Below are 13,832 nucleotides of genomic sequence, written 5' to 3' on the forward strand. Positions count from 1 at the left end.
GGCCTGGTTGGAGGATTCGAAGACGGCCCCGGACGCGCCGGGCGCCCAGGGTCACGCGGGGCGGTGCGGCCTCAGGCGGCCGCGGCCTCGGGCTTGGCGTCGACGTAGTCGTAGTACAGCGCCGTGGTGTAGAGCAGCCGCATCTGGGCGCCGATCTCGCAGATCTTCAGGCAACGCTGCTGCAGTTCGGGCGTGTTGGCGTGCTCCAGCACGATCTGGTAGCCGCGCTCGCCGTGGATTTCGTCGGACACGATGTGCAGGTCGAAGAACTCGACTTCCTCGTCGGTGAAGCCGTACTTCTCGCGCAGCGTCGGGGTTTGCTTGCGGTAGATCGACGGCACCTGCGACTCCAGCCCCACCACCAGGCCGGCCACGGCCACCACGGGGTCCTCGCGCATCGCCACGGCGTAGCACCAGCTTTGCAGCCCGCGCGTGGTCGGCGACATGTTGTCGGGGTTCACCACGCGCTCGCGCGAGGTGCCGCAGGCTTCGGCAAAGCGGATCAGCAGGTCCGTGTGGCGGTCGCCGCCGATTTCCTCCTCGTACATGTTGGCCAGCAGGAAGTCCTTGGCCTCGGTCATGTGGTCGGGCGTGCGGGCGTAGATATAGGCCAGGTAGTCGGCGAACGGCCCGACGTAGTGGTAGTGGTTCTCGGCCCAGCGGGCCAGGTGCTCGCGGCTCAGCGTGCCCCCGGCCCACGCCTTGCTGAAGGGCGCCTGGTTCGCGCTCTTGCCTTTGATGGCGTTTTCCAGCGCGGCACGGAAGTCTTCTCGGTTCATCAGTTCGGCCATTTGGGGGCTCCTGTTTTCGTAGCGTTCGGGGTGAAAGGGGTTTGTATACTTTCTACAACGTTGCCCGGGCGATAAAAAAACCGCGCAGGGCGGTGACTGCAATCGTCGGCGGGTCAGGCGGCGGCGGCCTGGGCGGCGGCGATCCGTTGCCAGGCCACGCCGGCCAGGGCCACGTCTTGCAGCCCGACGCCCACCGACTTGTAGATCACGATGTCGTCGGCATGGCGGCGCGCGGGTTCGGTATCGAGCAGCACATCGGCCAGCTCCACGATCTTGCTGTCGGGCAGTGCGGCCTTGTCGGCCAGCACAAGGTCGCCGGCTTCGCGCAGCGATTGCTGGCGCCACTCGACCACCACGGCGGCGGCGCGCGTCAGCAGCGTGTCGTCCAGCTCGCGCGTGTGCGGCAGGCTGGATCCGATGGCGGCCACGAACGCGCCGGACTTGACGACGTTGCCGGGGAATAGCGGTGTGGTCGAGCGCGACGCCGTCACGATGATGTCCGCCGCCTTCGCGGCGGCCTCGGCCGGCGCGAAGGCCACCGGGATGCCGCACTGGCTGGCCAGCCGGTCGGCCGCGTCGGGCGCCGCGTACGGGTCGCAGACCAGCACCTGCCGCAGCGGCAGCGCGGCCGATAGCTGCAGCGCATGCTGCACGCCCTGGGTGCCGGCGCCGAACAGCGCCAGCGTCGACGCGCCGGGCGCGGCCAGCTTGCGGGCCGCCAGCACCGTGCAGGCCGCCGTGCGCAGCCGCGTGATTGCGCCGGCATCGAACGAGGCCAGCGGGCGGCCGTCAACCGTCGAAAACAGCAGGATGACAAACGAGAACTGGCCGGCGATGGTGGTGTAGACCTTGGCGCCTGCCACCTGCTGGGCCGGGATGACCGCGCCGAGCGTCGACAGCTTCACGCCGCCCGCCTCCGTGCGGATGCGTTCCTGCATGGCCGCGTCGCCCCGGCCGAAGCTGCGGAAGGCGTCGAGCATGGCGGCCTGGGCGTCGGCGGCGGTGACGTGGCGATCGATCATCGCGTCGGTGACATGAAGCATGGGAACGGGCCTGTAAGTCATTTCGGTATACAGTCTACACACAGTTTCCGAAAAAGCCAGAGGGTTTTCCAGCAGCCGCCCGCCCCGCCCGGAACGGTGCGCACTGCCCGCAATCCGTGCAGTGTGGCCTGTTCCGGGGAATCTGCCGCACCGCGGCGGTGATTTCCCTAGGTCCGGCAGTTTCCGCTTGTGATCGTGATAGAGCGGGATATAGTATACAAAAAAGCGATTCGACAACGATTCATATACCGCCCCCACAAGGGCCTCCAGGAAAGGGGAGCCTCATGCAACAAACTGTTGAGATTGGCCTGGCACATTGGGTGTACCTGCTGGGCGTGGCAGTGATCGTGCTGACCATGATCCTGCGGGCCAATGTCGTGGTGCCGTCGATCCTGGGCACCTTCCTCGTGATCCTGGCCATCACGGGCAGCCCGATCAGCGCGCTGGGCGGCATCTTCTCGGCCAGCCTCGTGGCGGCCAAGGAACTGTTCAACATCTTCCTGGTGATCGCGTTTATGACGGCGCTGCTCAACGCGCTGAAGACGCTGCGATCCGATATCCGCATGGTCGAGCCGTTCCGGCTGGTGATGAAGAACGGCCATAGCGCCTATTTCATCCTGGCCGGCATCACCTACGTGATCTCGCTGTTCTTCTGGCCCACGCCGGCCGTGCCGCTGGTGTCGGCCATCCTGCTGCCGGCCGCCATCGCCGCCGGGCTGCCGCCGCTGGCTGGCGCCATGGCCATCGCCATTGCCGGGCAGGGCATGGCGCTGTCGTCGGACTACGTGATCGGCGTGGCGCCGGGCATCAGCGCCAAGGCGGCCGGCGCGGCGGTCAGCGCGGCCGTGGTGGCGGACCGCGCGCTGATCCTGTCGATCATCACCGGTGCCATCGCGCTGTCGCTGGCCTACCTGTCCATGCGCCGCCATATCGTGCCGGCCAGCGGCGCGCTGCTGGACCGCTGGCAGGCCCGCGCCACGGGCCCCGACGCCGCCGTGGAAGCCATCGGCACGTTCGACAAGGCCGAGATCGCGCGCGGCACATCGCACGACGAGCCGCTGGCCACCGACGCCAACATCGAGCAGAGCCTGGCGATGGTGGCGCGCCGCCGCGTGAAGTGGTCAAAGTTCTTTGCCGTGCTGACGCCGCTGGCGTTCATCTGCGTGGTGACGCTGATGGTGCTGCCGAAGATCGCCTCCGGCATGCCCGACCTCAAGGGCGGCGCCGCCGCCGCGCTGGTGGGCGGCGTGGCCGCGCTGCTGATGATGCTGGCCACGCTGGCCGCCGAAGGGCCGCGCCGCATGCTCGACGTCTGCCCGGACCACATCACCGACGGCTTCGTGTTCGCGTTCAAGGCCATGGGGTCGGTGCTGCCGATTGCCGGCTTCTTCTTCGTGGGCGCCGGAGAAACCGCCGCGCAGATCCTGGGCGTGGATGCCGGCCGCGCGCCGAGCCTGCTGTTCGAACTGATCCAGGCGTACCAGCACATGATCCCGGACAACCACGTGCTGGTGGCGTTCGGCGTGCTGCTGGTGGGCATGATCACCGGCATCGACGGCTCGGGGTTTGCCGGGCTGCCGCTGACCGGCACGCTGGCCGGGGCGCTGGGCCCGGTGGTCGGGTTCGATTCCGCCACGCTGGCCGCCGTGGGCCAGATGGGCGCGGTCTGGACGGGCGGCGGCACGCTGATCGCGTGGTCGTCGCTGATCGCCGTGGCCGGGTTTGCCCGCGTGCCCGTGCTCGACGCCGTGCGCGCGCTGCTGCTGCCCGTGCTGGCCGGGCTGTTCGTCTCCACGATCTGCGCCATGCTGCTGTGGCACTGATGCGCCGGTCGTTTCCGCGGATTTAAAGAGATTGCTATGCCGAAAGTCGTCTTCCACAAGAACGGGCAGGTGTTCACCGACGAGGTGAAGCCCGACACCAACCTGGTCGTGCGTGCCGGGATCAAGCAGTTCCCGTATCCGAACCTGCGCTACGAATGCGGCATGGGCAAGTGCTCGAAGTGCGCGTGCCGGGTGCTGGCCGGCGCCCAGCACCTGCCGCCGCCGAACTGGAAGGAAAAGAAGCAGCTTGGCGAGCGGCTGGACCAGGGTTTCCGGCTGGCGTGCCAGATCTGGCTCACGCACGACATCGAGCTGGAACAGGAAGCGCTGGCGGCCTGACATGTTCGTGATCCTGACCAGCAAGCCGGGCCAGTTCCGCACCGAGCCCGTGCCCGGCGTGGAGCCGCGCGAGACCTGGGAATACCTGTTCTACGGCCGGCCCAAGGCCGTGTTCGTGATTGCCGAGCTGACGGCGCCGCGCGATGCCATCGTCAAGGTGCGCGTGATCGACGAATCCGGCCCGGCCGGCCGCGACGACCCCGCGCCCGTGGTCAACCACGTGCCAACCCGGTTCCTGGAGCGTTTCGACACGCTCGCCGCCGCCCACGACGCGCTGCACAAGCTGGCGCGCTTTGGCAGCATGGACCTCTCGATAAGGAAAATATGATGCGGGCCGACTCCGACGCTGCCATCGCCCCGACCACCCCGACCACCCCCAACACCCCGGATGCGTCCGATGCCGCGCCACCGGCGCCGGCGCGCATGGTCGCCATCACGTTCGTGACCAACCAGGGCAAGACCGTGAACGCGCCCGAGAACAGCAACCTGCTGCGCGTGTCGCTGCGCGAGCAGGGCGGCATTCCGTTCAAGTGTGGCGGCGGCATCTGCGGCACGTGCAAGTGCCGGATCGAGCAGGGGCTGGAACATACGGACGCGGTCAAGCCCAAGGAGCGCAAGCACCTGACCGACGATGACCTGCGCGCCGGCTATCGCATGGCGTGCCAGACCTTCGTCAAGGGGGATGTGGCGGTGTCCTGGGAACCCCGCACCGGGCCCCGCTAGCGCGCCGGACCGCTCAGGTCCGCAGGCTCACCATCGCGGAAATCTTGCCGGCCGCCTCCAGCAGCGGCGGCAGGAAGCGGTCGACCATCTCCTGCGCGCTGGTGCGATTGGCCTGCCCGCTGATGTTCAGCGCGGCAATCACCTGCCCGGTGCGGCTGCGGATCGGCGCCGCCAGCGACACCAGCCCTTCCTCCAGTTCCTGGTCGTTCTGGGCCCAGCCCCGGCTGCGGATGTCGGCGACCAGCCGCTTCAACTGGTCGATGTCGGTGACCGTGCGTCGCGTGCGCGGCTGCAGGTCTGAGGCCTGGAGCACGCGGTCCAGCTCGGCGTCGTCCAGGCCGGACAGCAGCACGCGGCCCATCGACGAGCAATAGGCCGGCAGCCGGCTGCCGATCGACAGGTTGATCGTCATGATCTTGCGCGCCGGCACGCGCAGCACGTAGACGATCTCGGTGCCGTCCAGCACGGAGATCGAGCAGCTTTCGTGCACCGACTGCGACAGCGCCTCCATGACCGGCTCGGCCAGGTTCCAGAACGGCATCGACGTCAGGTACGCGAACCCCAGGTCCAGGATCTTCGGCGTCAGGCGGAACAGCCGGCCATCGTTCTGCACATAGCCCAGTCCCACCAGCGTCAGCAGGATGCGCCGCGCGCCGGCCCGGGTCAGGCCGCTGGCCTGCGCAATCTCGGTCAGCGTCTGGGCCGGATGGGCGGCGTCGAAGGCGCGGATCACCGACAGGCCGCGCGCGAACGATTGCACGTAGCTGTCGCTCGGCTTTTCCGTCGTACCGGCAGCGGGCGCGCGGGTCGTAGCGGGATCGGCAGGATGCGCCATGGGTCTGGAAAGGGTGGCAGAGGCTTGGAAGGCCGAAAGGGTAGAGGAAATGTGCCTGCTTTGCCAGTCCGGGGCAACCTTGGCCGGCACAATCGGCTCTGCCGCATAATGTGCGGTCGATGCGTGGCGGCACGCGGCGGCGACAGACGGCCGCGACAGGCGGCCGCCGACAACGGTGTCTGACAAGGGGAATGGGTCCGGTGAGCGAGACAATCCAGTGGAATGACTGGGAGGCGTTCTGCTGTGTGGTGGAACAGGGGACATTCACGGCGGCGGCGGCCGCGCTGGACTGTCCGAAGTCACGGGTATCGGCGGCGGTGATCCGGCTGGAAACGGCCATCGGCGCCAAGCTGCTGGAGCGCACCACGCGCCGCATGCGGCTGACCGATGCGGGCGGCGCGGTCTATCGCGACGTGGCGCCGCTGTTTGCGCGGCTGCGCGAGATCCGCCAGGAAACGCTGGCGCGCGAGGAGCGCGTGCAGGGCATGCTGCGCATCGCCACGCCTTACGAATTCGGCGCCCAGCAGCTTGGCGGCGTGATCTGCCGCACGCTGGCCGCGCATCCGGCGCTGGACATCACCGTGGAAATCGCCCAGGGGCTCGTCGATCCGATCCGCGAGGGCTTTGACATCGCGTTCGTGACCGTCGATACCGAACTGCCGGATTCGGGCACCATCGCGCGCCGCATCTGGAACGTCGAGCGGGGCCTGGTGGCCGCGCCGAGCCTGGCCGCCAGCCTGCCGGCGCAGATGCAGCCCGAGGATCTGTCCAACATGCCGACGCTGGCCACGCCGGGCGTCTCCGTCTGGGAATTCTCGCGTCACGGGCAGCGCATCGCCGTGCCCATCCGGCCGCGCATGCAGACCTACAACGCCGAACTGCGGATGCAGGCCGCGCTGGCCGGGCTGGGCATCGCCCGCGTGCCGATGACGGCGGCCGAGACCGAGATCGCGCAGGGCCGGCTTGTGCGCGTCATGCCCGACTATCCGCTGCCACCGCTGCGCGTGTTCGCGCTGCTGCCGGACCGCCGGCTCCAGCCGCGCAAGGTGCGCGCGTTCATGGAAGCCATCGAATCGATGATGGGGGCGGACCTGGGAGATCTGGGCGACGCGGGACATCCGGCGGGATAGGTGCCGGGGGCGCTGCGGGTATGGCGGGGAACTGGATGAGGGGCCCGGCAAGGACAGGGGGGAGCACCCTGCCGGGCAAGCCTCGCCGGGGGAAGTGGCGAGGCCGGGGGAGCGGGCGATCAGGCGCCTTCGGTAAAGGCGTCGCGCTGTTCGGTCACGCCACGGGCGCCTTCCGAGTACACGTCGCGCTTGTCGGTCACGCTGCGCGAACCTTCGGTGTACACGTCACGCTTTTCGGTCACGCCGCGCGCGCCGTCCAGGTACGGGTCGATCTTGCGGCCGATGCTGCCATCCAGGCGGGCAAGGTCAGAAATGGGCTGCGAAGCCTGGGCGGCGGTGGCGCCGACCGACAGGCCGAGGGCGCAGAGCAGGGAGAGGGCGAGGGTCTTCTTCATGGTTGTGCTGTTCCGACTTATGGCAAAGATCGCGGGTCGTGGCCCGCGGTGGCTGTAATGTAGGCGTCGGCCACAGCATGAAAAAGGTCGATTTCTCGACACACTGTCCAGTAGCTTGAACAGTACGGGAAAACCCTAGGGCGGGATTTCCGGCAACCCCGGCGATCGTTTGCCCGCCGGGGTTGTGGGGTTAGCGGTCGCTTACACCACGCCCCGGCTCACGCCGGCGATCAGCATCAGCAAAATTTGCGCGACGACGAACAGCACCAGCGGTGAGAGGTCGAAGCCACCCAGGCGCGGCATCACGCGCTGGATCGGGCGCAGCAGCGGCGCGGTCAGGTGCCAGATCGGGCCGGCCAGCGGCGACTGCGGGTTGAGCCACGACAGCACGGCCATCAGCAGCGTCACCCACATCACCATCGTGATGCCCCACTTCAGCATCGTCAGCAGCGCCAGCGCCAGGATGGCGGGCAGGAAGGCGATGGGGTCGGCGTCCAGCAGCAGCGCGCGGCAGACCAGGAAGGCCACGGCCGTCAGGTAGGCGGCCAGCACCGTGGCCCAGTCCACGCCGCCGATGCCGGGGATGATGCGGCGCAGCGGGCGCACGATCCAGTCGGTCACCTGGAACACGCCCTGCGACACCGGGTTGCGCGACGGCAGCCGGGTGAGCTGCATCCACAGCCGCAGCAGCAGGGCCATGCCGAACAGCGTGAAGACGGTATCCAGCAGGAACAGGAAGATTTCCATGAACATCGGGCGGCTTTCCCTTTGAAGACGTTAGGGGGGCGACAAGGTGTCGACGACCGCACAGATTCTGCCATACCGCGCCGGCCGGGCTCCGTGGAAAATAGGGCCCGTATGCGCGCCAGCACACCGGATGGCCGTACGGCGACGCCATATAATGGGCGCCTTGTCCGATCCACCCGCGCCCACGAACAGCCCCTATGGCCCGCCAGCCTGCTTCCGCGAAGTCTTCCCCCGACACCGCACTGACCAAACAGGACTTCGAGGCGCTGTCCGATTTCCGCTACCAGTTGCGCCGCTTCCTGCGGTTTTCAGAGGAAGCCGCGCAGGCCGAGGGCGTGACGGTGCAGCAGTACGTGCTGATGCTCCATATCCGCGGCAGCCGGGACAAGAACTGGGCGTCCGTGGGCGAACTGGCCGAGCGGCTGCAGGCCAAGCAGCATGGCGTGGTGGCGCTGGTCAACCGCTGCGAGGCGGCGGGGCTGGTGGCGCGGCGCGTGCATCCCGACGACCGGCGCGTGGTGCAGATCCACCTGCTGGCCAAGGGCGAGCGATGCCTGAACCGGCTGGCCGCGCTGCACCGGGCCGAGCTGCAGTCCCTGCGCAACACGTTCCGCGTGGCGCGGATCACGGCCTTCAACGACGACGAGGCCGAGCGCGGCTGAGGCCGCCAGCGGGGCCGCCGGCCGGGGCGTTACAGCCGGTTACCCATCACAATCTCCGGTGACACCTGCCGCCATGGCGCGGCACTAGACTCCCGCGCATCACAGATACGCGCAACGTCGCAGGAGTCCCCACCATGTCCATCTCGATCCGCCCGGCCGTCCGCACGCTCGCCCTGGCCGTCCTGGCTGCCGGTACGCTGGCCGGTTGCGCCGCGCCCTACGGGGCGGGCTACGGCGATGGCTATGGCACGGGCTACCAGACCGGCTACCAGACCGCCGGCTACCAGGGCGCCTACGGCAACCCGGCCTACAACGGCGGCTACAACACCGGTTACGGCACGTCCGGCACGCAGATCAGCGGCGCGCCGGGCTATCCGCAGTCGTCGCCGTACCCCGCCACGTCGTCCTATCCGCAGCAGCCCGGCTACGACCAGTACGGCTATCCGCAACCGGCGCAGGGCGGCAGCTACGGCGCCTATGACAGCGCCAGCACCAACGGCGCCTACAGCGACCCGTACGCGGTGCGCTACGGCTGGGTGGAATCGATCGAACAGGTGGGCGGGCAGCCGGCCAACGCCAGCGGCGTCGGCGCGGTGCTGGGCGGCGTGGCCGGGGGCTTGCTGGGCCACCAGATCGGCGGCGGCCGGGGCAATACGGTGGCCACCATCGGCGGTGCCGTGGCCGGCGCGCTGGCCGGCAACGAGGTGGAAAAACGCACCAGCACCGCCCCGGCGGCGTTCCGCGTGCGGGTGCGCACGCAGGACAACGGCTACCTCACGCTGACGCAGGGTAGCCCGTACAACATGCGCATCGGCGACCGCGTCCGCATCCAGAACGGCGTGGCGATGCCGTACTGACCGGCGCTCAGGCCAGCGCGTTGACCAGGAACGTCAGCGCGCGGCCATGCGCCAGCGCGGCCGCGCGCTGGTTGTAGGATTCGCGCGCCCAGCAGTTGAAGCCGTGGTCGGCCTGGTCGTAGACCAGCACCTCGGTGCCGCGCTTGCCGGCCACGGCCTGGCGCACCTGCTCCACGTCGTCGGGCTTGATATGGGCGTCCAGCGCGCCGTAGTGGAACTGCACGGGCACGTTGAGCGCGGCCGCCTCGTGCAACTGGTTCTGGATGCCGCCGCCGTAATAGGGCACGGCGGCGTCCACCAGGCCGCCGCGGCCAGGTACGACACCAGGCCGCCAAAGCAGTAGCCCACGGCCGCCACCTTGCCGCCTTCGCCAATCTCGGCGCGCAGCGCCTGCACGGTGGCCGCGACGTCGCCCACCGTATCCTCCAGGTTCACGGCCTTGCGCAGTTCCATCGCGCGCTCCCAGTCCTTGCCGCTGTAGCCCAGCTCCACGCGCGGGCCGGTGCGCCAGAACACGTCCGGCGACAGCACCACGTAGCCGTCGGCCGCGTACTGGTCGGCCACCGAGCGGATGTGCTCGTTGACGCCAAAGATCTCCTGGATCAGCACGATGCCCGGGTTGCCGGGCTTCTTGCCGCCGGGCGGCAGGCTCAGGTAGGCGTCGAAGCTGCCGGCGTCGGTGTCGATGCGGATCCAGCGGCTGTTGGCGATCGTGGTCATGGTCGGGCACTCCAGGAGGTTGGTCGAGACGGGCGGCGCGCCCGGCAGCCGCCAAGTGTGCCACCGCCATGGCGATCGTGCAGGCCCGTGGCCGAACACCGGCCGACAAAAAAATATGCCGGCACCCGCGGGAGGGGTAGCCGGCATGGCGGCCGCCAGCGAACTGGCGGCTCAGGACTGCTTGACTCGCTCTTCAGCCTCGCGCGCTACCAGCGAAGCTGTACATTCTTCTCGCCCGGGCTCAGCGTCGTCTGCTTGGACTTGCCCTCGAACGTCGCCACCACCTGGTACGACGCACGCGGCCCCTTGATCAGGCAACGCGGGCCGGTGGCCTTGAATTCCGCCACCTGCTGGCCGTCGCGCATCAGCTTGACGTTGACATCCGAGAGGTACTCGCCCCGGGTGCCCTGGGTGAACAGCAGGCCCATGTCGTAGTTGCGGGCCTCGCTGTTCATCTGCGCCTGCTCGTCGGCGGCCACGCCGCCACAGACGTAGGTGAACGGGCCGGCCGTGTCGGTCCGCATGTCGGCGTGGGCGGCCATCGGGATGCCCAACGCCGCGGCGGCGGCACCCACGGCGCACCATTGGCGCGCCATGCGGCCCATCGAAGTGTTTCGTGCTTGCATCGCTTCCTCCTGCCGGAATGGGCGGGATGCGCGCGCATGGCGCTGACCACGGGGCAGGGAACTGTCAGAGACGCAGGCCTGGACATGCAGCCTGCCGCGGCATCCTCGCTCGGTACCTGAAGTACACACCACGGCACAGGAGGCGTCTGTCGGCGTTTGACTGATCTTCCTGCGGGAAGCGTCCGGGGGATGCGCGGAACAGCGGGCGGTTATGCCCGCATTCGTGCCGTTGACGGCAAAAGAGAGGCGCGGGACACCCGGCCGCCGCGCCCCGGCACGCTCAGTACGCCGACGACTTGTCGAAGCGCGTGCGCCAGTTGTCGGTATAGGCTCGCACCACGGCGCTGTCGCCACGGATCAGCATGCCGTTCTCCGCGTTACGTTCCTGGGCCGATTTGGTGAAGTTGAACGACCCCGTGAACACGGCCTGGTCGTCGAACACCATCACCTTGTTGTGGGCGATGGCCGGCTTGGTATCGACCACCACCTGGATGCCCGCGTTCTTGAGGAAGGTGGCGCTCGTGTAGCGCTCAGACGCCTGGCTCTTGTCCACGATCACGCGCACGTCCACGCCGCGCTGGTGGGCCTCGGCCACGGCCTTGGCAATCGGGGTGCTGGTGAACGAGTACGCCTGGATCAGCAGCCTCTTGCGCGTGCGGTGGATGGCGTCGACGATCATGTCCTGGCAGCTCGGGCCGTCCGGCACGAAGCACAGCGTGTAGGTGCTGCCGCTGGCGAACGGCGTGGACTGGGCGCGCGGCGTGGTCAGCGCGTCGACGGCACGGTCCAGCATGGATGTGGTGCGGGCCTGGGCGGCGCCCGCGACGGCCAGCAGTCCGGCAATGCCGGCAACGGCCAGCCGGCGGCAGGGAAGCAAGGAAAGAAACATCAGGTTACAGGGGAGTGACGGGAAATCGAGGGCCCGCAGCGTAACAGGCGCCGCGCCGATCCCGCAACCGGAAACGCGCGGCAAGTTGATCGGGAACCTGCGGCCCGTCTTGGGACTCGACAGGGCTGGTGCCTATGATGAAGGCACGCACCGCCGCGGCACCCGCGCTGCATTGCCGCATCTCCCCACGCCAGACCCCAGGAGGCCCGCATGACCGATCACACCTACAAGCTCGTGGAAATCGTTGGATCCTCGCCCGATGGCAGCGACCAGGCCATCCGCAACGCGCTGGCCAAGGCCGCCGAGACCATCAAGCACATCGACTGGTTCGAAGTCGTCGAGACGCGCGGCCATGTGCAGGACGGCAAGGTCGGCCATTTCCAGGTCACGCTCAAGATCGGCTTCCGCGTGAACTGACCGGGCCGCGCCCGCCTGCCGCCCCGGCCGCGCGCGGCTTCAGTCGAACTGGTATGACCAGAGCAGGTTGATGCGCGGCGAGCGGTGGCTGGCGTTGGTCGGCCTGTCGCCCACGGGCTGGGCCACCGACACGTCCATCGTGTAGTAGCGCCGGTCCGAGAAGCGCAGGCCGATGGCCAGCGACTGCAGCGTCCGGTGCGACAGCGACACGCTGTTCGAGTACACGCGCGCCATGTCCGCCACCAGGAACGGCTGCAGCGTCTTCAGGTACGTGAAATCCACCGTGAACAGCCGGTTCAGCTCGGCCGATGCGCCCCAGCCCTTGTCGCCCGCCACCTCGCCGGCCGGGTAGCCCAGCCCGAAGAACCGGCCGCCAAAGCTGATCTGCTCGCTCGACGCCAGCCGGTTGGCGCTGTACTGGCCCGCCGCAGACAGCGCCATGCCAAAGCCGAACGGCAGGTCGCTGGCCTGCGACAGCAGCAGCCGCGTGCGGAAGAAGCTCAGGTCGTTGAGGTTGTTCTGCCGGCTCGCGCCCAGTCCGTCGATGCCCTTGTAGAAGCCGAGCGTGGCATTGCGCGTCACGCCCGTGCCGCGCTGCAGGTACGACGCCTCGGCCGTCGCCACGCGCACGCTGGTGGCCAGTTCCACCTGCCGGCCGGCGCCGGGCTGCACGGCCTGCGTGTAGCGCTCGAACTGGTTGTTGGCGTAGAAGCCGCCGGTCAGCGTCAGCACGTGACGGTTGTTCAGGATCACCGGATAGCTCAGCGTGCCGCCCAGCCGCTTGGAATCGTTGACGTAGCGCGACTCGAACCCGATCGGCGCCAGCGCGTTGTTCTCGGGCACGCCGCGGTAGTGCGACGCCGTGAGCCGGGCCAGCATCCCCTCGGTGCCCAGCGGCTGCGCGTAGGTGGCCGAGTAGTACTCCTCGTTGTCGCGGCCCTTGGGGAACAGCGTCGAGAACGACAGCTGCTCGCCTAGCGGCGTCAGGCTGTTGGTGGTGGCCGTGGCGATGGCCCGCACGCCCGGCGACATCCATTCCACGCCGGTGCCGAACGTGAACGGCTTGCGCTTGACCTCCAGCACCATGTCGCACGCGCCGTCGGTGGTGGTCGGCGGCTGCACGGTGGCGTTGACCTGCATGCCGGGCTGCTGGGCCAGCACGTTCACGTAGTGCTCGAAGCTTTCCTGCCGTAGCGGGCGGTCCTTCTTCAACTGCTCGGCGATCTTGCGCAGCCGCCCCTCGGCCGGGCCGGGCTTGCCCTTGACCGTGATGTTGGCCACGTAGCCCTCCACCACGGTGATCAGCACGTTGCCGTTCTCGAACGCCTGCGCCGGCACGAACGCGAACGACAGCGGGTAGCCCGCGTCCTTGTACATCTGCGTGACGGATTCCGCGGCCTGCAGCAGCTCGGCCACCGTGATCTCGCGGTTGGCCAGCGGGGTGAACTTTGCCGCGATCTGGTCGAACGGCAGCGTCCTGGCGCCTTCGATCTGGAAATGCCGCGGTGTCAGCCGCGACGCCAGCAGGTTCTGCAGCGCCGAATCGGGCCGCTCCACCTGCACGGTCACGTTGCTCTGGGCGGGTTTGCTGGGTGCGATGCTGGGCAGCGTCTGCGTGGGATCGCCCTGCACCGGGCCGCGCTCCGCATGGGACAGCCCGCTATGGAAGAGGCCGACGCCGACCAGCAGCGCGGCAACGCTCTCGCGTGTACGCATGGTGTTACCCCTCGATGGAAACCTGCTTTGCGGCTATGTGGTGGCGTGCCACGGGCGGGAGAGGTGCCGCTCCCCTGCCGCCCCTGCGTGGCCGCAACGCTTGCTTGGTGCGGGGCGCG

General features: G+C 68.6%; 16 protein-coding genes and 1 pseudogene. 8 read left to right on the forward strand and 9 right to left on the reverse strand.

Translation table 11 applies throughout. The features are described from left to right. Positions 1-71 precede the first annotated feature (71 nt). Both QTN24_RS17220 and QTN24_RS17225 read right to left on the reverse strand, forming a co-directional pair. Complete coding sequence (locus QTN24_RS17220; protein WP_124685910.1) at positions 72-791, reverse strand: TenA family transcriptional regulator; 720 nt, start codon at positions 789-791, stop codon at positions 72-74. A gap of 113 nt (positions 792-904) precedes the next feature. Next, positions 905-1,834 carry an ornithine cyclodeaminase family protein gene (locus tag QTN24_RS17225; RefSeq protein WP_313838563.1) on the reverse strand — a complete coding sequence of 310 codons (930 nt, stop codon included), beginning with the start codon at positions 1,832-1,834 and terminating at the stop codon, positions 905-907. A 284-nt stretch (positions 1,835-2,118) separates the two neighbouring features. On the opposite strand from QTN24_RS17225, the gene QTN24_RS17230 reads away from it, so the two are divergent. The 4 genes from QTN24_RS17230 to QTN24_RS17245 all read left to right on the forward strand — a co-directional run bounded on the left by QTN24_RS17230 (position 2,119) and on the right by QTN24_RS17245 (position 4,719). Continuing rightward, complete coding sequence (locus tag QTN24_RS17230; RefSeq protein ID WP_313838564.1) at positions 2,119-3,657, forward strand: hypothetical protein; 1,539 nt, start codon at positions 2,119-2,121, stop codon at positions 3,655-3,657. 36 nt (positions 3,658-3,693) lie between these two features. Further along, entirely contained in the window at positions 3,694-3,996 is a 303-nt protein-coding gene (locus tag QTN24_RS17235; RefSeq protein WP_313838565.1) for a 2Fe-2S iron-sulfur cluster binding domain-containing protein, read from the forward strand. A gap of 1 nt (position 3,997) precedes the next feature. Next, complete coding sequence (locus tag QTN24_RS17240) at positions 3,998-4,324, forward strand: ferredoxin (protein ID WP_124685914.1); 327 nt, start codon at positions 3,998-4,000, stop codon at positions 4,322-4,324. A gap of 95 nt (positions 4,325-4,419) precedes the next feature. Next, positions 4,420-4,719 (forward strand): 2Fe-2S iron-sulfur cluster-binding protein, encoded by a 300-nt coding sequence (locus QTN24_RS17245; RefSeq protein WP_124686734.1) that lies wholly within the window; start codon positions 4,420-4,422, stop codon positions 4,717-4,719. A 13-nt stretch (positions 4,720-4,732) separates the two neighbouring features. Here the strand turns inward: QTN24_RS17245 and QTN24_RS17250 are convergent, their stop codons facing one another. Beyond that, positions 4,733-5,554: an IclR family transcriptional regulator gene (locus QTN24_RS17250; RefSeq protein ID WP_124685915.1), complete on the reverse strand. Its 822-nt coding sequence runs from the start codon at positions 5,552-5,554 to the stop codon at positions 4,733-4,735. 200 nt (positions 5,555-5,754) lie between these two features. Between QTN24_RS17250 and QTN24_RS17255 the strand changes: the two genes are divergently transcribed. Beyond that, the gene (locus QTN24_RS17255; RefSeq protein ID WP_124685916.1) at positions 5,755-6,684 is read left to right on the forward strand and encodes a LysR family transcriptional regulator; all 930 of its coding nucleotides are present in this window, start codon (positions 5,755-5,757) and stop codon (positions 6,682-6,684) included. 119 nt (positions 6,685-6,803) lie between these two features. Here the strand turns inward: QTN24_RS17255 and QTN24_RS17260 are convergent, their stop codons facing one another. Beyond that, positions 6,804-7,079, reverse strand: a complete 276-nt coding sequence (locus QTN24_RS17260; RefSeq protein ID WP_313838566.1) for a hypothetical protein — start codon at positions 7,077-7,079, stop codon at positions 6,804-6,806. Positions 7,080-7,280: 201 nt separating this feature from the next. Continuing rightward, positions 7,281-7,832, reverse strand: coding sequence for a YggT family protein (locus QTN24_RS17265; RefSeq protein WP_124685918.1), 552 nt, complete (start codon positions 7,830-7,832; stop codon positions 7,281-7,283). Positions 7,833-8,023: 191 nt separating this feature from the next. Here QTN24_RS17265 and QTN24_RS17270 point away from each other — a divergent pair, with 191 nt between their 5' ends. Both QTN24_RS17270 and QTN24_RS17275 read left to right on the forward strand, forming a co-directional pair. Further along, a complete protein-coding gene (locus tag QTN24_RS17270; protein WP_124685919.1) occupies positions 8,024-8,488 on the forward strand; it encodes a MarR family winged helix-turn-helix transcriptional regulator in 465 nt (154 codons plus the stop codon). Positions 8,489-8,622: 134 nt separating this feature from the next. Next, entirely contained in the window at positions 8,623-9,345 is a 723-nt protein-coding gene (locus QTN24_RS17275; RefSeq protein ID WP_313838569.1) for a glycine zipper 2TM domain-containing protein, read from the forward strand. A gap of 7 nt (positions 9,346-9,352) precedes the next feature. Here the strand turns inward: QTN24_RS17275 and QTN24_RS17280 are convergent. The 3 genes and pseudogenes from QTN24_RS17280 to QTN24_RS17290 form a co-directional block, all read right to left on the reverse strand. After that, positions 9,353-10,065 (reverse strand): annotated as a pseudogene (locus QTN24_RS17280) (dienelactone hydrolase family protein). A gap of 206 nt (positions 10,066-10,271) precedes the next feature. Continuing rightward, on the reverse strand, positions 10,272-10,691 hold the full coding sequence (locus tag QTN24_RS17285) for a hypothetical protein (RefSeq protein WP_409559041.1): 420 nt from the start codon (positions 10,689-10,691) through the stop codon (positions 10,272-10,274). 280 nt (positions 10,692-10,971) lie between these two features. After that, positions 10,972-11,568, reverse strand: a complete 597-nt coding sequence (locus QTN24_RS17290) for a phospholipase D family protein (RefSeq protein ID WP_313838571.1) — start codon at positions 11,566-11,568, stop codon at positions 10,972-10,974. 222 nt (positions 11,569-11,790) lie between these two features. On the opposite strand from QTN24_RS17290, the gene QTN24_RS17295 reads away from it, so the two are divergent. Continuing rightward, positions 11,791-11,997 (forward strand): dodecin, encoded by a 207-nt coding sequence (locus QTN24_RS17295; RefSeq protein ID WP_124685923.1) that lies wholly within the window; start codon positions 11,791-11,793, stop codon positions 11,995-11,997. A gap of 39 nt (positions 11,998-12,036) precedes the next feature. Here QTN24_RS17295 and QTN24_RS17300 read toward each other — a convergent pair whose 3' ends face one another. Then, positions 12,037-13,713 (reverse strand): ShlB/FhaC/HecB family hemolysin secretion/activation protein, encoded by a 1,677-nt coding sequence (locus QTN24_RS17300; RefSeq protein WP_313838572.1) that lies wholly within the window; start codon positions 13,711-13,713, stop codon positions 12,037-12,039. Positions 13,714-13,832: the final 119 nt, after the last annotated feature.

This window comes from Cupriavidus sp. SZY C1 (genome assembly GCF_032190535.1).
Taxonomy (GTDB): domain Bacteria; phylum Pseudomonadota; class Gammaproteobacteria; order Burkholderiales; family Burkholderiaceae; genus Cupriavidus; species Cupriavidus pauculus_C.